The following is an 18,606-nucleotide window of genomic DNA, read 5'->3' as shown; positions in this document are numbered from 1 at the left end:
TGTTTAGGGCTTGGCGAGAGCCTCTTAACGAGCGCCTCTTAACGAGAAACCGCGCGGGTGTAGTCGATCTTGATCCGCACCCATGATCCCACTTGGCTGCGCCCGCCCACAACCGCCGGGCGCACGCGAAATTGCCATGCAGCGGCCAGCACTGCGCGACCGATTTGCGAACCGCGCGGGCTTTCGCCGAGCAATTGGCAATCCTCAACATAGAAATCGGGCACGGTCCTGCACACGATCAGCGCGGTCGCAGGGCCGGTGGCGGTGGAGAGATAGCCTGCGAGTTCCTGGCGTGTGGGCTCGCGGTACCAGCGCGCGGCATAAAGCGGTTCGCCATTGGGCGCAGTGCCAACGCGGCGGCTGTCATTGGCGCTGGAGCCGCCGGTATTGGGCGGGCCATAAGTGCGCGCGGGCGGGCCCTGAGCAGGTTTTCGCGCAGGTTTTGGCGCAGGGGGCGGCGAGGGTGGAGACGGCTGGGCGCGCGGCGGTGGGGGCGCTGCTTGTGCCGGCGTGGGTGTTGGCCGGGGAAGGGGCAATAGCGGGAGCGGATTGGGTTGCGGCTCAGGTTGCGGTCGCGGTTGGTTTTGGGGCTGCTGGACTGATTGCTCTTCGGGCTGCGCGGCTTGCTCAGGCTCGGCAGCCTCTTCGGGTGTCTCGCTGGAGATATTGCTGGCCGCAATGGTGGTGACCTTGGCGCTTTCCTCCTCGCCGCCTGCCAAATTCCAGCTGAGCGTGAACAGCAGCGCAATCACCAGCACTTCGGCGATGATCGTGGCGGTGATGCCGATGACGCGCTTTTTGAGCGTGTCTGGGCGCGCGTCGCGGGATGCGGGGCTTGATGAGGACGCCTGGCCCGGCAAGGGAATGGGTGAAGAGGACGCGGGTGAAGAAGACGCAGGCATGGCGGCGCGGGCTTAGACCATGCGCGCAGGAAATGGCAGCGGATATGCGGCGGTTTGCCGGGCAGTGTTACCGAACAGCGGCGCGCTGCCGGTAACTCAGCGCCTCGGCAATGTGCTCGCGGGCGATCTGGTCTGCCCCTGCAAGATCGGCAATCGTGCGCGCCACGCGCAGCATGCGGGTGTAGCTGCGTGCGGACAGGCGCAGCTTTTCCGCCGCGCGCATCAGCAAAGCGCGCCCTTCCTCATCGGGGGCGGCATGGGTTTCGAGCGCATCGCCTTCCAGTTCCGCATTGGAGCGCACCCCGCGCGCCGTAGCCAGCGCCCGCGCAGCTGCAACCCGGCGCGCAACGTCCGCGCTGCCTTCTGCCGGGGGCGGCATGGCAAGGTCCATGGCGCTGACGGCTGCCACTTCGACATGGCAATCGATCCGGTCGAGCAGCGGGCCAGACAATCGCCCCTGATATTCGCCCACACAGCGCGGATGGCGCGCGCAGATATTGGCCGCTTCGCCCGCATGGCCGCAGCGGCACGGGTTCATCGCGGCGATCAATTGGACACGTGCGGGAAACGTCACATGCGCATTGGCGCGCGCCACATCGACCTGGCCCGTCTCCAGCGGTTGCCTCAGCGAATCGAGCACGGGGCGCTGGAATTCGGGAAGTTCATCAAGAAACAGCACGCCAAGATGCGCAAGGCTCACTTCGCCGGGGCGTACTTTCAACCCGCCCCCTGTCAGCGCCGCCATGCTGGCTGAATGGTGCGGCGCGCGAAACGGGCGCGCGCGGCTGATCGTGCCCGCTTCCAGCGTGCCCGCCACCGATTGCACCATCGACACTTCCAGCGCTTCTGTCGGGGTAAGCTCGGGCAGGATCCCGGCAAGGCAGGATGCGAGCAGGCTTTTGCCCGATCCCGGCGGCCCCATCATCAGCAGATTGTGCCCGCCTGCTGCTGCTATTTCCAGGGCTCTTTTGGCGCTTTCCTGCCCCTTGACCTGTTTCAGATCGGCCGCAGGCGGGCCATCTTTTACCGCGCCGCGTTCTGGCTCGGCAAGCACGCTGTCGCCTTTCAGATGCGCGAGCAAGCCGGACAGATCGCGCGGCGCCAGCACGGGCACGCCGCTTGCCCACTTTGCTTCTGATCCCTGATCCAGCGGGCAAATCAGCCCCTTATCCGCCTCGCTTGCATGCAGCGCAGCGATCAAAACGCCGGGGGATGCGACCACTCTGCCATCCAGCGCCAATTCGCCCACCGCGATCCAATCGCCCAATTGCTCCGCATCGGTGATCCCCATCGCGCCCAGCAAAGCCAGCGCAATCGGCAGATCATAATGCGATCCATCCTTGGGCAGATCGGCAGGCGACAGATTGACCGTGATCCGTTTGGGCGGCAGCGCCAGCCCCATCGCCGCCAGCGCTGCCTGCACGCGCTCGCGGCTTTCGCTCACCGCTTTATCGGGCAGGCCGACGATGGAAAATCGCGGCATTCCGGGCGCAACCTGGCATTGCACTTCGACCCGGCGCGCCTCAAGGCCCAGATACGCAACCGTTTCCACCAGCGCTACCACGTGGCTTTGCCCCCTTATCCGTTTCCGTCCCGTGTAGCCGCGCCCGCGCAAATCGCGCGATTAACATCATGTTATTGAAAGGCGGCGGCGGTTAATTGAGCAATCGTAAACGCCTCATTAGGCACAATGCCGTAATACATTCGCAAGCATAAAACTTCGCTCTTCTTAAAAGGGCGCGGGGGCATTGTCCCCTTGATGAAAACGCTCACTCGCCTTTTTCTATGTCTTGCGATCATGCTGCCGTCTTCTTTGGCTTCGGCCCAAAACGACGCAGTTCATGACAGCGCAATTCAGGCCAGTGAAAATCGGGCCGGCGCGCGCACGCTGCATTCCGAACGCTGGGTCGAAGAATGGGACGCGGCCACGCAAAGCTGGGTGCGGGTGGAAGATGCCGATCCGCGCAGCTTGCTGTCGGCAAGCGCGCCGCAATCCACCATCACCACCACCACAACCGAGATTATCGGCGGTGTTATCACCACGCAGACCACCACCGTTCTGCGCGATGCGGCCCGTTACAGCGCGCCAGTTACGCCGCGCCGGGCTCCGCAGATTGCTGCGCAATATGGCCCGTTTCAGGTTCTCGATAACACCCGCGCAGCAATGATGGGATCAACCGATGCCGCCGCGCCTGCGCATTTTGATGCCATGCTGCGCGATTTTCCCGATCTCAAAGTGCTTGAGCTGATCGAGGCACCGGGCACCAGCCATGATCTGGCCAATCTGGCGCTGGGCCGCCGGATCAGAGCCGCCGGAATTTCCACCCATGTGCCCGCTGGCGGATCGGTGCGGTCTGGCGCGGTGGAATTGTTCCTTGCAGGTGCAACCCGCAAAATTGACGACAGGGCCGAATTTGCGGTCCATTCCTGGCGCGATGCCTATGGGCGCGAGCCTGATGATTTCGCTCCCAACGCGCCGGAAAACCGCCTTTATCTCGATTATTATGTCGAAATGGGCATGAGCGAACGGCGCGCGCGCGATTTTTACGCGATGACCAATTCGGTGCCGCATAACAGCGCTTTATGGCTGAATGGCGATGAAATGCGCGCTTGGGTGAAGGAACGCCGGAACACAGGCAGTGCCTGGGATCAAAGCGTTGCGCAAAAGGTTGAGGTCCAGAAATCTGAAGTCCAGAAAGCCGGGGCCAAGAACGCCGCCGCGCCTGTATTCGTGGCTGTCTCTGCGCCTGTTATCAGCTACGAACACTTGTTCACCGCTCACATCGCGGCGGCACGCCCGCTTTGAAAAGCGCGCATATGCGGGGGGAATGCACGCGCTCCTGCTTCACCTATTGCTTGACTCTGCCCCAACCATCCCATAACCGCGCGCACCTGATTTGATCGTTTTGGCAGGCCTGCTGCGCGGTCGTTTTTCCCGGTACTTGCCCTTTTGCACCCGTGTGCAAGGTGACGGTATCGAACCAGATATTCGAGGACGAAATGAAGCGGACATTCCAGCCAAGCAATCTCGTGCGCAAACGTCGCCACGGTTTCTTCGCACGCAAAGCCACAGTGGGTGGCCGTAAATTGCTGCGCGCCCGCCGCCGCCGCGGCCGTAAAAAACTGACGGCGTAACTTTTTTCGAAAGCGCATCCGCGCTTTCGTCCTCGGTGAATCTTTCGTTTTCCGCACGCCCATCCGGGCGCGCGTCCTCGCTAGACGTGCAGCAAGCTGCACCCGCTGCGGGCGGGCGGTCGCCCTTGCGGCGCTACGCGCCGTGCTCCGCCACCCGGGCCAATCGCTAGCACTAATGTTCTTGGCGCTCTTATCGTTGGCTTGGAATGGTTCGGGCCACAGGCCCGCAAGGGCGACCGCCCGTCGCGGCTTATGCCGCGTAGCCAAGCGGGCCGGATGGCCCGCGCCCGGCGCTTGAGGGGCCAAACAAACAAACGCCCGGATGCGCCTTCGCAAAACAAAAACACCAATGTTCTTGGCGCTCTTATCGTTGGCTTGGAATGGTTCGGGCCGCAGGCCCGCAAGGGCGACCGCCCGTCGCGGCTTATGCCGCGTAGCCAAGCGGGCCGGATGGCCCGCGCCCGGCGCTTGAGGGACTCAAACAAACAAACGCCCGGATGCGCCTTCGCCAAACTAATGACTCCCTTATCACCGCATTCTTGCGCTACCTGTTCGCCATGACACCCGTTGTTCTTACCAAACGCGCTGATTTTCTTGCTGCCAATAAGGGCCTGCGCAATGCGCGGCCTGGCTTTGTGCTGCTGACCCGGCGCAATGGCGGGGCGGGGGTGCGCTACGGTATCACGGTTACCAAGAAGATCGGCAATGCGGTTGTGCGCAACCGGATGAAGCGGCGCTTTCGCGAGCTTTTGCGCGATGCTTTGCCGGATAAGGGGCTGGCGGGCCACGATCATGTCCTGATTGGCCGGGCTGGCGGGGTGGAGCGCGATTTTGCGAAGCTGGCCGATGAACTGGCCGCCGCATTGGTGCGCGCTGGTGAGGGTAAGGGGGATGGTCCCCGAAGCCGGCCACGCCGACCCCGGCATGGCAATCGCGCCCCAAAAAGACCGACACATGAAGCACATTCTTATCTGGATTGCGCGCGGCTGGCAGCTTGGCCCATCGCGGATTATCCCGCCAACGTGCCGCTTTGCCCCCTCTTGCAGCGAATACGCCATTCAGGCTTTGCAGAAACATGGCGCGATCAAGGGTGGATGGCTGGCTGCAAAGCGTATAGGGCGCTGTCACCCTTGGGGGGAAGCGGGCATGATCCGGTTCCATAAAGGGTTGGGAATGGCAGCTGTCATACCTATATAATACACTCACGCGCTACAGATAAACGGGCTCAATCTTGGACAATCAACGCAATCTTATCCTCGCCGTCGTGCTTTCCGGCCTGCTGATTTTGGGCTGGGATCTGGGCATGCGCTTCTTCTATCCCGAAGCATCGGTGACCGCTGCGGTGGTTGATGAAGACGCCGGTGCCGCGCAATCGGGCGATGCGACGGCTGCCGGTGATCTGCCGGGGGGTGATCTGGATGCAGCTGGCGCGCCCAAAGGGCCGGTGGATCTGCAAACGGCGCTGACCAGCGACACCCGCGTAAAGATCAAAGCGCCGCGCGTCGAAGGCTCAATCAATCTGGTTGGCGCGCAGATTGATGACATCACGCTGATTGATTATCGCCAGACAGTCGAAAAAGACGCGCCGCCCGTCCAATTGTTCAGCCCGGCGCGCACCAAGGGGCAGTATTTCGCTGAATTCGGCTTTATCGTCGAAGGTGAGCGTTTGCCCAGCGACACGCTGTGGCAGGCCGATGGCGACACGCTGACACCGGAAACGCCCGTTACGCTTACTCATACCACAGGCAGCGGCGCGGTTTTGTCGATCCGTTATGAGATTGACGATCAGTTCATGATCTCGGCCACGCAAAAGGTTGAGAATGCAGGCGAGGGCGCGGTGATTGTGCAGCCTTCTGCCTATATCACTCGCACCAGCACAACCGCGACGCCCGATCAGATTATCGCCCATGCTGGGCCGATCGGAGTGTTCGGCGGGACATTGCAAGACCCGCATACTTACGAAGAACTGACAGAGCTTGGCCGCTGGAAGCCCGAAGGAATGCCCAATTGGCTCGGCTATTCGGACAATTACTGGCTGGGCGCGGTGGTGCCGGGGGCAGGCGATGTGGCGAGTTACGGTTTCCGTTCGCTGGGTGACAATCTGTTCCTCGCAGGGGTCACATATGAGGCGGAGACAGTGCCAGCGGGCGGTTCGGCTGAGCAATCCACCCAGCTTTATGCCGGAGCGAAAGAAAGCTCGGTCCTTGATGCCTACGAAGAGACCGGCATCACCTATTTCGGCAAAGCAATCAGCTGGGGCTGGTTTGAATGGTTTGAAAAGCCCCTGCTGTGGCTGCTCACCACTTTGCACGGATTGATCGGCAATTTCGGCCTTGCGATCATCGCGCTCACATTCATTATTCGCGGGGCGCTGTTCCCGATTGCACAAAAGCAATTTTCTTCCATGGCGCAGATGAAAGCCGTGCAGCCCAAAATGAAAGCGATCCAGGAACGCTTTAAGGACGACAAGCAAAAGCAGCAGCAAGAAGTGATGAAGCTGTACAAGGATGAAGGGGTCAATCCGCTGGCGGGCTGTCTGCCGCTGATTATCCAGATCCCGATCTTCTTTGCGCTTTACAAGGTTCTGATCCTCTCGATTGAGATGCGGCACGAACCGTTCCTGTATATCCGCGATCTGACCGCGCCTGATCCGGCGACTTTGCTCAACCTGTTTGGCCTGTTGCCGTTTGAGGTCACCGGCTTCCTTGGCATTGGCGTTTTGGCAGTGCTGCTGGGCGTGACGATGTGGCTGACGTTCAAGATGAACCCATCGACGATGGACCCGATGCAGCAGCAGATTTTCAACATCATGCCGTGGATTTTGATGTTCGTTATGGCGACATTCGCATCCGGCCTGCTGCTTTACTGGGTGACCTCGAACATCCTCACGCTGGCGCAGCAAACCTATCTTTATTCCAAGCACCCGCAATTGAAAGCGGCGGCGGAAAAAGAGAAGGCGGAGAAAGCCCGCGAGGCTGAAAAGGCCAAGGCTGAGGCCCAGTCTGAGGAAAAGCCTGAAGCAAAGTCGGATGCCGACGAAGCGGACAGCAAGGCGTAAGCATGACGGGCGAGGCGGATGAAGAGCGCGCGCAGGTTTTGCGCGAAAAGCGTGCCTCGCGCCTGTTTTCAGGGCGAGTGGATTTCCTGCTGTCCGCGCCGCAGCTTAAATTTCTGCCCGATCCCACCGTGCCCGAAATCGCCTTTTGCGGGCGCAGCAATGTGGGCAAATCCTCTCTTTTGAACGCGCTGACCGGGCGCAAGGCTATCGCGCGCGCATCGGTTACGCCGGGCCGTACGCAGGAGCTCAATTTCTTCGAAGTGGGCGAACCCACCCAGTTCCGGCTGGTCGATATGCCCGGATACGGCTTTGCCAAGGCGCCGGTATCGGTCGTTGATAAATGGAAGAAGCTGGTGCGATCATACCTGCGCGGGCGGCAGGTTCTGGCGCGCAATCTGGTTCTGGTTGATAGCCGCCACGGGCTTAAAGATGTCGACCGCGAGATGATGAAAATGCTTGATGAGGCCGCCGTGGGTTACCGCGTGGTGCTGACCAAGACGGACAAGATCAAAGCGTCTGATCTGGAACGGGTCGCAGGCAAAGTCGCAGAAGAAGCCAAAACGCATCCCGCCGCTTTTCCGCAGCTCCATTTGACCAGCGCGGAAAAAGGCATGGGCATCGAGGCGTTAAGAGCCGCTCTGGTAGCCGATGCCCTGGGCGAGGGGTGGTTCGATCAGCCCTGATCCCTTTCGCGTTGCTGCGATGCGGCTTGGCGATCATCCAGCCACCGCGCCAGCCGCACGCCGAATGTAATCAGGAACGGCACCAGCACAATCGACAGCGTCACTTTGGCGAGCACTTGGCCGATCATCAGATTGGTGATGTCAAATTCGCCGTAAAACGCCAGCGTGATGAAAATCACCGAATCGAATGCCTGGCTGAGCGCAGAAGCAATCGCGCCCCGGATCATCAGGCCAAATGTGGTCGCATCCCCGCTGCCGCGCAGCCGGTCAAATATCCAGATATTGAGCAAAAGTGACGTGATGTATGCCGCCGGACCTGCCATCAAAATGCGCGGGGTCTGGCCCAACACGCGTTCAAACGCGGCAAGATCTTCGGCGCGAAATTCGAGCATTTCAGCAGAGGCAGGCAGGCTCAAAACCAGATAGATCAGCGCCGCTGACAAGGCGAGCGGCACAAATCCCCACCACACCAGCCGGGTCGCCATGGCGCGGCCATACAATTGCGAGATTGTGCTGGAGATAACGACCAGCAGCAGGAACGGGAAAATGCCCGATTCCACGGCCAGCTCGCTCGGTACCAATTGCACCTGTTTGAAGGCAACCACACCTGCCAGCACTGTCATCCCGCCATACAGGATTAAAAAGGCAAACAGACCCGCCGGCACATGGACCACAGGGCCATCTGTGTTGTCATAAGGGGCAAAGGCGGTCGTGCCGCCAGAGGGGTCATTGGGTGAGCCGCTGGATGGCCCGCTGGCAGGCACGTTAGAAGGTTCGTTCATCGCGCAAGGTTAGGCAGAGCTTTGCGAAAAAGAAAGCGGCCAACAACACTTCATCCCGCTTTGCACGACGATATGCTTGCCAGCATCGCCCCAAAATGCCACCCCTGCGCCTTCGGGATACACAATATCGGGGGCGCGGCCCGCACGGGCGGCGAAGCACAGCCATTCTACCCTATCTCAATTCTATCGCGGGGATCGCAGCGATCCTTGCCATCGCGTTTCTGCTGTCATCGGGCAAACGCAATATAAATCTGCGCGTTGTCGCATCCGCCTTTGCCTTGCAGGTTGTGATGGCCGCGCTGGTGCTGCGCACCGATATTGGCGCGCTTGTGATCAAATTCCTGTCTGACGGCGTGATCGCGCTGCTTGGCTATTCCGTGAAAGGGATAGAGACGCTGTTTGGCCCAATGGGCGCAAACCCGTTTGCCAACACATTCCTGATCGCGGCGCTGCCCGTCATCGTGTTCTTTGCAGCATTGGTGTCGATCCTTTATTATCTGGGCATTATGCAGCGGCTGGTGCGCTGGCTGGGCGGGGCGATTGGCTGGATCACCGGCATCAGCAAAGTCGAAGCACTGGGCAGCGCAGCCAATATCTTTGTCGGCCAATCGGAAAGCCCGCTGGTCGTGCGGCCTTACCTCGCCAGCTTGCCGCCTTCGCGCCTGTTCACGTTGATGTGCGTCGGCATGGCGGGCGTGGCAGGCACCATTCTGGCGGGATACGCATCGTTTCTGGGTGATGAGGCCGTGCCCTATCTGCTCGCGGCTGCCTTTATGTCAGCGCCCGGCGGCATCCTGATGGCCAAAATCATCATGCCCGATGATCCGGTCGAGGCCGCAGCTCATGACAAACAGCTTGAAGACGTGACCGTATCGGAAACCTTCGAAGAAGGCGAAAAGCCCGCCAATATTATCGAGGCCGCCGCGCAAGGCACCACCACCGGCGTCAAACTGGCTGTGGCCGTTGGCGCGATGGTGATGGTGTTTGTCGCGCTCGTCGCGCTGGCAAACGGTATTTTGGGCGGGATCGGCGGCTGGTTCGGCTATCCCGATATCTCCTTCCAGCAGATGTTCGGCTTTGTCTTTGCGCCTGTCATGTTCTTGATCGGCATTTCGGATTGGGAGCAGGCGCAGATCGCAGGCGGATTGTTCGGGACGAAAATTGTGCTGAATGAATTTGTGGCGTTCATCGAACTGGGCGCGGTCGAAGGTTTGACGGAGCGCAGCCGCAATATCATCACCTTTGCGCTGTGCGGCTTTGCCAATTTCTCCTCCATCGCGATCCAGATGGCGGTGACAGGCGGGCTCGCGCCCAATCAGCGCCCGGTCATTGCACGGCTGGGGCTGAAAGCCTTGGCCGCAGGTTCGCTTGCCAATTTGATGAGCGCGGCGCTGGCCAGTTTATTCCTGCCGTTTTAGACCTATTTGCAGAAGGTTAGCCTCTCTATTAAAAGACACTTATGACTGCATCTTCCCAGACCCCTTCTGTGCAAATCGCCAGCGTCTCGCTGAACCGTCCGCTCGAAGATATTGCCGATGAATTGGGCCGCAGCTTTGCCGATGTCGGTTTTGCCGTGGTTCGCGATCACGGCATCCCTGCCGATCTGATCGCCAAAGCAGAGGCCGCCTCGAAAGAGTTTTTCGCGCTGCCTGACCAGCTCAAACGCAGTTACAAGCTGGATGGCGGCGGCGGCGCGCGCGGATACACTCCGTTCGGCACCGAAAAGGCCAAGGATGCGAGCGTATTTGACCTGAAGGAGTTTTGGCATGTCGGGCGCGACCTGCCCCATGGCCACGAATTGTCCGAATTTATGGCTCCCAATATCTGGCCAGACGAGATTGACGGGTTCGAAGCGATTTTCCGCGAATTATACGCTGCCTTTGAAGCTGCAGGCGCGCGCGTTCTCGAAGCGATAGCGCTGCATCTGGATCTGCCGCGCGATTTCTTTGCCGCCACGGTTCAAGACGGCAATTCGGTGATGCGCCTGCTGCATTACCCGCCGCTTGGCCCCGATGCGCCCGATGGCGCGATCAGAGCGGCAGCGCATGGCGATATCAACACGATCACATTGCTGCTGGGCGCAGAAGAGGCGGGCCTCGAATTGCTCACCAAATCGGGCGATTGGCACGCGGTAGAAGCGCAGGAAGGCGCGCTGGTTATCAATGTGGGCGATATGCTGGAACGGCTGACCAATGGCCGGCTGGTATCGACCACGCACCGGGTGGTGAACCCCAGCGGTGATGCGGCGCGGCGGTCGCGTTATTCGATGCCGTTCTTCCTCCATTTCCGTCCGGATTTCTGGATTGATCCGCTGCCCAATTGCACCGGCGATGGCTGCTGGGACACACCGCCTGAAGCGATCAGTTCGCACGATTTCCTGATGCAGCGCCTGCGCGAGATCAATCTGGCTTAAACCCCCGTGGGCGAATCGCGGCGGATATAAGTTTGCGACTCCAGCAAGCTGAAGGGCCGCGGCTGCATCAAAATCGGCGCAAAATCGGTCTGTTCTCGCCCCGCCGCCCGTTGGCAACGGTCCATCGCTGCCAGATCAGCCCCTGCGCAAATATCCTTATTTCGTGGCGCGGCTGCAACACAGGGCCAATAACCCACGGGAATCCAAGCCTTAGCCTGTGGATGGATTGGTATTGCGACCCGCTCTCAATCCGCGCCCCGGCGAGTGTCACACACTTGTCACAAAACCGTCGCTTTTCCGAAGCGGAGCGCTCCTAGGGGGGCTGCATCACACTCTCTCTCCATCGTGTTTAGGGGCCTATACATGAAAATTAAGTACCTCCTGGCAGCCAGCGTCGTATCGCTCACCGCCGCCGCCACTATCGCTGCTCCCGCAGCAGCGCAGCAGATTACTTCAGGCGTCGAAGGGTCAGTCACTGACGCCAGTGGCAATCCGCTTGCCGATGCATCCGTCGTCGTCACTGACACCCGCACCGGGGCAGAGCGCACATCGAGCACCGGCAGCAACGGCACATTCCGTATCCAGTCGTTGCAACCGGGCGGTCCTTACACCGTCACTGTCACTGCGCCGGGTTTTGAAGGCCAGACCATCGAAGACGTCTTCACCAATATCTCGGGCAATGTCGGCTACACTTTTACGCTGAACGAAAGCGCGGAAGGCAACACCATCATCGTGACCGGCGCGCGCGCCCGCGCCAGCCAGGTTGCTGTGGGTCCGGGTACCGCGTTTGATACGCAAACGCTGGAATCCTTCCCTTCGATCACGCGCGACGTGCGCGACATCATCCGCATCGACCCGCGTGTCAGCCTTGAACAGAACAACGATGTTGACCGTATCTCCTGCCTTGGCGGCAATGACCGGACCAACACTTTCACCGTTGACGGCATCGTCCAGTCCGACACCTTCGGCCTGAACGGCACGCCCTTTGCCGCGCGCAACTCGTTGCCGCTGCCATTTGACGTGATTGAGCAGATCTCGGTTGAGTTCGCTCCGTTCGACGTGGAATATTCCGAATTCACCGGCTGTCTTATCAACACCGTCACCAAAGCGGGTTCGAACGAATTTCATGGTTCGGCTTTCATCACCTATTTCGATGATGGCCTGTTCGCCAACGAAATTGACGGCGCACCGCTGAACGCCAGCGAAGAAAAGCGCTGGGGCGTGACATTGAATGGCCCGATCATCCCTGATCGCCTGTTCTTCTCGTTCGGTTATGAAGAAGCTGACCTTACGCAGGGCAACAATTTCGGTCCCTTTGGCGGCGGTTTCACCAACGAGGCCAACTTCGCGACCACCGCTCAGCTTGATCGTTTCGCGCAAATCGCGCGCGACGTTTACGGCCAGGACATCGGTGCTTATCCGACCACTCTGCCCGAAGGCAATGTGCGCTATTTCGGCCGTCTCGATGCCATCATCTCTGACGATCACCGGCTTGAGGCAACCTATCAGCGGCTTGAAGAAACCAATATCGAAGCTGACTTTGGCGGCGGCGAATTGGGCGGGATCAACTCGTTCGAGGACGAGGGTACAATCTCCGATTATTACTCGGTGCGTCTGTATTCGCAGTGGAGCGACAGCCTTTCCACCGAACTGCGCGTCAGCCGGTCAGAAGTTGGCGATGTTCAAGGCCCGCTTGGCTTTGGCGAAGCGCAATCAGACAACCCGACCCCGCGTCTGGTCGTTGGTCTGGATAACGAAGGCAGCACGGTATTTGGAACCGATGCCAACGGCAATGGCCTCGGACAATTCGGCGCGCTTGCAACAGGCCCCGGCATTTTCCGTTCGGCCAACCAGCTCGACCAGAAAATCGATCAGGCCCGGTTCCAGGTCAATTACGAAGCAGGCGGCGGCCACTTCCTGAAATTCGGCGCCGAGGTCAACGATCTGGAAGTGTTCAACCTGTTCGCAATCAACGCGACCGGCACGATCTTCTTTGAAAATCTCGATGCGTTTGAACAAGGTCTGGTTGCGCCCGGCTTCTTCTCAAGCGTGTTTGGCAACCGCGATGATTTGTCCACCGGCGGCGCGCTGGGTGGTTTCACCATCGCAGCGGGCGTTGATGGCGATATCAACAACGCAGCAGCCACATTCAGCCGCCGGATCTATTCGGTTTACGCGCAGGATGAATGGCAAGCGACCGATCAATTGTCAGTCAATGCCGGTGTCCGCGTCCAGCTGTATGACGGCGATGCACCGCGCGCGAACCAGGCCTTTATCGACCGGTATGGCTTTACCAATGCCAATTCGTTCGGCCGGCTTGGCCCGGTTGTGTTGCCGCGTCTGTCGGCGACCTATGAATTCGACAATGACGGCTTCTTCTCAAACAGCCGTCTGACAGGCGGCGTCGGCGTCTTTTCTGGCGGCGATCCGGTGGTCTATTTCTCAAACGCGTTTTCGAACAATGGCTTCTCTTCTGCCAATGGCAGCAGCTTTAGCCCGGAATGCGCAGGCGCAGTGCCGGTTGATCCGGTTACCGGCCAATTGCAAGTTGTGCAGAACGGCCAGTTCATCGGCTTCCCGCAATGCGCGATTGATGCCGGTGCTGCGATTGCAGGGGCAGGCGGCGCTGACATTCAGTCCACCGATCCCGATTTCGACATCCCGACTGTGACGCGCGCCAGCCTGGCGTTCCAAACCACATTCGGCGCGGAAAGCGGGTTTTTCTCAGACTGGGACTTGCAGCTCGATTATATCTATTCGCGCTTCAACAACACGCTGAACTTTGTCGATCTCAGCCAGGCACCGGACATTCGCACCAATGGCGGCTTCACCGTCGATGGTCGTCCGATCTATCAGGCTGTTGATGCGACCGCTGCAGGGTGTAACGCGGTGCTGCAAGGCACGGGCGGAACGCCGCCTGTTTACACGGGCCTGACGGCGGATTGCTTTAACACCAGCCGCGATGACAACATCCAGCTGACCAATGGCCGCCGTGCAGAATCGCACTCAGTGTCAATCGCGCTGAGCAAGCAGTTCGACAGCGGTCTGATCACCAGCGGCGGTTCGACACGGGTGCAGTTCGGCTATGCCTTCACCGATTCGAGCAATGCCCGCAACAACCAGTCATCAACCGCGACATCATCGTTCGATGCAACCGCCGCGTTTGATCGTCAGGATCCCGCAGTATCGACTGCAACCACAGAAACCCGCCACAACTTCACAGCGGCGGTCAATTTCCGGGAGCAATTCTTTGACGGATACGACACCAGCCTCGGCATCTTTTTCCGGGCACGCGAAGGGCGTCCTTACAGCCTGACATTCGATGGCGGAGGCGTGTTCGCTGACAGCGCATCGGGCAATGACAACGCCCTGCTCTATGTGCCGACTGGTGTGAATGATGCCAATCTGACTGACTTTAGCGGACAGGGTTTCAGCGCCGCTCAAATCGCAGCTCTTCAGGCTGGCCAGGCAGCGGCGGTCCAGGATACGATCGACTACGTTGCAGCATCAGGTTGTGATTTCACTCCGGGCGAGACAATCCGGCGCAACACGTGCCGCAATGATTGGCACATTGATCTGGACTGGCGCTTCAGCCAGGAACTTCCCTTCATTGGCAGCCTGACCGGCATCGCCGATGACCGGCTCGAAGTGTTCGCTGATTTTGCGAACTTCCTGAACTTCATCGATGATGGTGCTAACATTCTGCGTTCGCGCGGCGGCTTCAATGGTCTTGTGGACGTTGCAGACTTTGGCTTGACTGTTGATGATCCCGACAACCCTGGAGACACAATCACTGTTGATGATGTTGATGCGCAGGGTCGATATGTAATCGGCGGTTTCAACCCCGATGATCAGAACTTCATCGCGATCAACCCATCGGCATGGCGCATTCAAATCGGCGTTCGCTACGAATTCTAATTCGGCGCGTTTCGATTGACCGAGCACAAGCGGCGAGGCCTTAGCGGGCCTCGCCGTTTTTGTTTTGGGCGGTTCTGTTTTGGGCGGTCCTGTTTTGGAGCCGCTTTGTTTTGGGTGTGCGAAATGGGGCGGTGTGTAATGGGCCGGTGTGTAATGGGCCGGGGCGAAATGGGCCAAGGCACGACGGGCCAAAGCGCAATGGGCCAATGCGCAATTGGGCGTTGTGTTTGGCCGTGATGCGGCATGCTAGCCGTCTGGCTGTGAGGGTAGGTGAGGCCGCGCGCGGAGCTATCCAGTCAAAGGCCAGCGCAAAGGGCCTGCAAAAGCGATTGGCGGTAAAGCGCGCTGCTAGGCACGCGCGGGCGGCGGCTTGTCTAAACCCGCGAGCCCCGGCGGCGGCCCTTCGAATGCCCTCTGCTGGCCGCTCTGAGCTTGCCACCGGCGAAGAACGCCACCGCCCCAGTTTGCGACCGGCCCCGCTTGCAACCCACCAAGGCAGCATCCGGCCAGCCTAGGGCGCCCCGCTGCCCGCGCTGGACTGCGCCATATCCTCTGCCGCATCATCAGCGAGGCTCAGCAGTTCAAACGCCAGCGCTTCCTGAATTTTCGGATCAAGCTCCATCCTGAGCGCATTTTCCAAGGCCGAGGCCTGATCGCCCAGTTCAGGCTCATCAAACATCGCGGCGGTTCCGGCCAGTTTGTGGATCAGTTTTGCCAAAGCTTCGCGCGCGGGCGCTTCGCTTGGCTCTCCATTAAGGTGGTCATGCGTGAGGGCTGCGCGAACCGCCTCCACCGCTTCCTCGCGGCGTTCCACCCAGCGTTTGATCAAAGCGGGCGAATGCTTGCGTGCAGACTGCTCAGCAGCAGCGGATTTCGCCCGGTTTTCCGCGCGCGAGGCATGGAGCAGATCGATCACTTCGGATCTGTCCGGTCCGCTGCTTGCTTCGTCGCGCGGCCTGGATGGTGGGCCGTATTCCATGTTCTCTGCATTTTCTTCGCCGGGTTCCACAATGCGCGTGGGCAGCCACCGCTGCAGCACCCGCGCGAGGTCTGAAAACACCATCGGTTTTGCCAGATGCGCCTGCATCCCCGCTTTGCGTGCGGCGGTAACATCTTCGGGAAAGGCATTGGCCGTCAGCGCGACAATCGGCAATTGATCCGGCGTTATCCCCTCTGCGCGGATAGCGCGCGTCGCATCATAGCCATCGCAGCCCGGCATCTGCATATCCATCAGCACCAGATCATAGGGAGAGCCGCGCATCACGCTGTCCATCACCATGGATATGGCTTCATTGCCATCATGCGCCACTGCAACCGTCTGGCCGCAGCGTTCGAGCATTTCGCGCGCGAGCATGCGGTTCACATCGTGATCTTCGGCAAGCAGGATGCGCGCGTGATGCGGCAATTCTTCGAGTACGTCATACTCTGTTTCCGGCTCAGGCTCGCTTGGTTCTTCCGATGGTTCCGCGTGCGAGGCGGGCAGCACCAGAGTGAAGCATGATCCCACATCCACTTCGCTGGTGACTTCGATCCGTCCGCCCAGCAAATCAGCCAGCTGGCGGCTGATCGACAGGCCAAGCCCGGTGCCGCCAAATCTGCGCGCGGTGTCCCCTTCGGCCTGGGTAAAGGGATTGAAAATCATATCGAGCCGCTGGTTGCTGATCCCGATCCCTGTATCTGCAACGCTGATCGAAAATTCATCGCCATCGCTGCGGCAGCTGATCGTGATAGTGCCCGACTGGGTGAATTTGATCGCATTGCCGATGAGGTTGAGGACAATCTGGCGCAGCCGCAAGGCATCGGTCATCACCCACGGCATGACCGCGCGGGGCGTGTCATCGCAATCATTGGCCGCAACGTCAGGCCATTCGAGCGCAATCTCCAGCCCTTTTTTAAGCGCAGCCGGCTGATGCAGGGCCGCGCATTCGGCGATTGTGGCATCCAGATCCACCGGCGCGTTATCAATCGCGATCTGCCCCGCTTCGATCCGCGACAGATCAAGCACATCATTCAGCAGCATCATCATTGAGCGGCCCGACTGGACAATCATTTCCGCCTGACGCCTCTGGTCTTCTTCCAGCTCGGATTGCAGCAGCAATTCTGCAAAGCCCAGAACGCCGTTCATAGGCGTGCGGATTTCGTGGCTCATGTTGGCGAGAAATTCTGATTTGGACCGCGCCGCATTTTCAGCATGGCGGCGCGCACGGGTCAGCAGCAATTCCAGTTCCACCCGCTGGGTTACATCGCGCGCGGCAATCACCATGCCTTCGCGGGTTATACCGCCGCGCCCCTGAACAATCGCGCATTCCGCCTCGATAAAGACAGGGCTGCCATCTTCGCTGTCAAGGAAGCGGCGATAGGTAAAGCGCTCGTTCTGCGATACGCCTGATAGCAATTGACGTTCCGCTTTGGCGATCCGATCGCGCGCATCCTCGTGCATATTGTCAGCAAAGCGCGCGCCGAGAAAGCGGGCGGGATCCTCCCCCAACACGCCGCGAACCGATGGCGAGGCATAGGTGCAAATGCCATCGAGATCGTAATGCAAGACCGCATCGGAGATATTGTTTGCCAGAATATCAAGCTGCTGTTTGCCGTGTTCCAGCTGGTCAATCATGCGTTTGCGCCCGGCAAGCGCCGCCGCAACAGGCAGGCCGGTGAGGAAATTGGCCGCGATAAATGCCTGAAGCACATGATTGCGCAATGCCGGTGAGCCGCTTGCCTCATAAATGGGGCCAAGCCCCATCGACGTCATGGTAAATGCCAGAACAGACAGGGCGCCCACGAACAAGGCCGTGCCAAGCGCGCCCACTCTGAAGGCATGGAACAAAGTGATGACCGGGATCACAAACAGCAGCGGATAGGCGTTCTGGGCAAAGACGGCATAGCTTGCTGCAAGGCCAAAGGTGATGAGCGCCAAAGCCTCGAACAATTCAGCAGTGCCCAGCACAAACCGCCGCCGCCACAGATCACCCAGCAGCAGGATCGCCGGGACCAGCAAAACAATGCCCAGCCCATGGGCGAGATACCAATTGATCGCCTGATTGATAAGCGCGGGGCCTGTAAGTCCCAGATCAACCGCCATGCTGGCCGCGGCAATGGCAGTGGATGCAAGCGGGCTTATCAATGCGCCGAACCACAAGATCATCCCAAGATCGCGGATTTTGGTGACGGCAGGATGGGGACCGCAGAATCGCCGGATCAAACTGACAGCGACCACTGCCTCTGCAACATTGGCCAATGCGAAAACAGCCGATGAGAGGGAGCTGAAACCGGCCATCACATCGGCGCAATAGATACCGGAAAACAGGCCTGCAAAAAATGGCAGCTCGTTCTTGAGCGGCAATCGCAGCAGGAACGCAGCGGCAACCGCGGCCGGAAGCCATACCGTGGCAAGAGAGCCATCGCCAACGCGCGCCGCGCTTAAAGAAATTGATGCAAGCGCAAAACTCACGAAAGCGCAGACAATCGCGATAAGGATGCTGCGTGCATCGGGAAGGCCAAGGCCGATCAGCGCGCCTTTGCCAGCCGGAGCGCCCGCATATCTCGCCCCGGTGTCATATCCGCCGTGCCGGGAGGCCTGATAGACCGGGCCAGCATATCCGCCATAAGGCGGCCTATCTGCAACCACGAGATCGCGGTCCAGAGGGTCTGTATCTTTATCGTGTCTTAGCACGATTTTACGCTCCATCGATAAACTTGCATCCCTTTGTATAGA

The 18,606-nt window shown here is 59.7% G+C and carries 11 protein-coding genes and 2 pseudogenes; 9 read left to right on the top strand and 4 right to left on the bottom strand.

Translation table 11 applies throughout. The annotated features are described in order from the left end of the window. Positions 1-38: 38 nt before the first annotated feature. Both AC0V6W_RS06210 and AC0V6W_RS06205 read right to left on the bottom strand, forming a co-directional pair. Positions 39-902, bottom strand: coding sequence for a hypothetical protein (locus tag AC0V6W_RS06210; protein WP_486148211.1), 864 nt, complete (start codon positions 900-902; stop codon positions 39-41). A gap of 67 nt (positions 903-969) precedes the next feature. After that, on the bottom strand, positions 970-2,466 hold the full coding sequence (locus AC0V6W_RS06205) for a YifB family Mg chelatase-like AAA ATPase (protein ID WP_486148209.1): 1,497 nt from the start codon (positions 2,464-2,466) through the stop codon (positions 970-972). A gap of 249 nt (positions 2,467-2,715) precedes the next feature. Between AC0V6W_RS06205 and AC0V6W_RS06200 the strand changes: the two genes are divergently transcribed. The 6 genes and pseudogenes from AC0V6W_RS06200 to yihA all read left to right on the top strand — a co-directional run bounded on the left by AC0V6W_RS06200 (position 2,716) and on the right by yihA (position 7,778). After that, the gene (locus AC0V6W_RS06200; protein ID WP_486148207.1) at positions 2,716-3,708 is read left to right on the top strand and encodes an alpha/beta hydrolase; all 993 of its coding nucleotides are present in this window, start codon (positions 2,716-2,718) and stop codon (positions 3,706-3,708) included. Between the two features lie 194 nt (positions 3,709-3,902). After that, positions 3,903-4,037, top strand: a complete 135-nt coding sequence (rpmH, locus tag AC0V6W_RS06195; RefSeq protein WP_082701027.1) for a 50S ribosomal protein L34 — start codon at positions 3,903-3,905, stop codon at positions 4,035-4,037. Positions 4,038-4,594: 557 nt separating this feature from the next. Further along, positions 4,595-4,960, top strand: a pseudogene (gene rnpA, locus AC0V6W_RS06190) (ribonuclease P protein component); the annotation flags it as partial. A gap of 31 nt (positions 4,961-4,991) precedes the next feature. Continuing rightward, positions 4,992-5,200 (top strand): annotated as a pseudogene (gene yidD, locus AC0V6W_RS06185) (membrane protein insertion efficiency factor YidD). 68 nt (positions 5,201-5,268) lie between these two features. Beyond that, the gene (gene yidC / locus AC0V6W_RS06180) at positions 5,269-7,095 is read left to right on the top strand and encodes a membrane protein insertase YidC (protein ID WP_486148205.1); all 1,827 of its coding nucleotides are present in this window, start codon (positions 5,269-5,271) and stop codon (positions 7,093-7,095) included. A gap of 2 nt (positions 7,096-7,097) precedes the next feature. Continuing rightward, complete coding sequence (gene yihA / locus AC0V6W_RS06175; RefSeq protein WP_486148203.1) at positions 7,098-7,778, top strand: ribosome biogenesis GTP-binding protein YihA/YsxC; 681 nt, start codon at positions 7,098-7,100, stop codon at positions 7,776-7,778. On the opposite strand, the gene AC0V6W_RS06170 is transcribed toward yihA, so the two are convergent. Continuing rightward, entirely contained in the window at positions 7,769-8,560 is a 792-nt protein-coding gene (locus AC0V6W_RS06170; protein ID WP_486148201.1) for a queuosine precursor transporter, read from the bottom strand. The two genes, yihA and AC0V6W_RS06170, sit on opposite strands and share 10 nt — an antisense overlap. A 164-nt stretch (positions 8,561-8,724) precedes the next feature. Between AC0V6W_RS06170 and AC0V6W_RS06165 the strand changes: the two genes are divergently transcribed. From AC0V6W_RS06165 to AC0V6W_RS06155, 3 genes are all read left to right on the top strand, one after another. Beyond that, on the top strand, positions 8,725-9,978 hold the full coding sequence (locus tag AC0V6W_RS06165) for a NupC/NupG family nucleoside CNT transporter (RefSeq protein WP_486151475.1): 1,254 nt from the start codon (positions 8,725-8,727) through the stop codon (positions 9,976-9,978). A gap of 41 nt (positions 9,979-10,019) precedes the next feature. Next, complete coding sequence (locus AC0V6W_RS06160; protein WP_486148199.1) at positions 10,020-10,973, top strand: isopenicillin N synthase family dioxygenase; 954 nt, start codon at positions 10,020-10,022, stop codon at positions 10,971-10,973. A 363-nt stretch (positions 10,974-11,336) separates the two neighbouring features. Continuing rightward, the gene (locus AC0V6W_RS06155; RefSeq protein WP_486148197.1) at positions 11,337-14,891 is read left to right on the top strand and encodes a TonB-dependent receptor; all 3,555 of its coding nucleotides are present in this window, start codon (positions 11,337-11,339) and stop codon (positions 14,889-14,891) included. Positions 14,892-15,402: 511 nt separating this feature from the next. Here AC0V6W_RS06155 and AC0V6W_RS06150 read toward each other — a convergent pair. Next, complete coding sequence (locus AC0V6W_RS06150) at positions 15,403-18,564, bottom strand: ATP-binding protein (protein ID WP_486148195.1); 3,162 nt, start codon at positions 18,562-18,564, stop codon at positions 15,403-15,405. Between the last annotated feature and the right edge of the window lie 42 nt (positions 18,565-18,606).

It is taken from the genome of Erythrobacter sp. JB1-7, assembly GCF_057365015.1.
Note: the sequence above shows the minus strand (reverse complement) of the source record. Positions and strands in the feature narration are given on the sequence as shown.

Coding starts and splice junctions, on each gene's coding strand:
- yihA (WP_486148203.1), top strand. CDS start 7,098: ATGACGGGCGAGGCGGATGAAGAGCGCGCGCAGGTTTTGCGCGAAAAG.
- AC0V6W_RS06155 (WP_486148197.1), top strand. CDS start 11,337: ATGAAAATTAAGTACCTCCTGGCAGCCAGCGTCGTATCGCTCACCGCC.
- AC0V6W_RS06160 (WP_486148199.1), top strand. CDS start 10,020: ATGACTGCATCTTCCCAGACCCCTTCTGTGCAAATCGCCAGCGTCTCG.
- AC0V6W_RS06210 (WP_486148211.1), bottom strand. CDS start 902: ATGCCTGCGTCTTCTTCACCCGCGTCCTCTTCACCCATTCCCTTGCCG.
- AC0V6W_RS06170 (WP_486148201.1), bottom strand. CDS start 8,560: ATGAACGAACCTTCTAACGTGCCTGCCAGCGGGCCATCCAGCGGCTCA.
- rpmH (WP_082701027.1), top strand. CDS start 3,903: ATGAAGCGGACATTCCAGCCAAGCAATCTCGTGCGCAAACGTCGCCAC.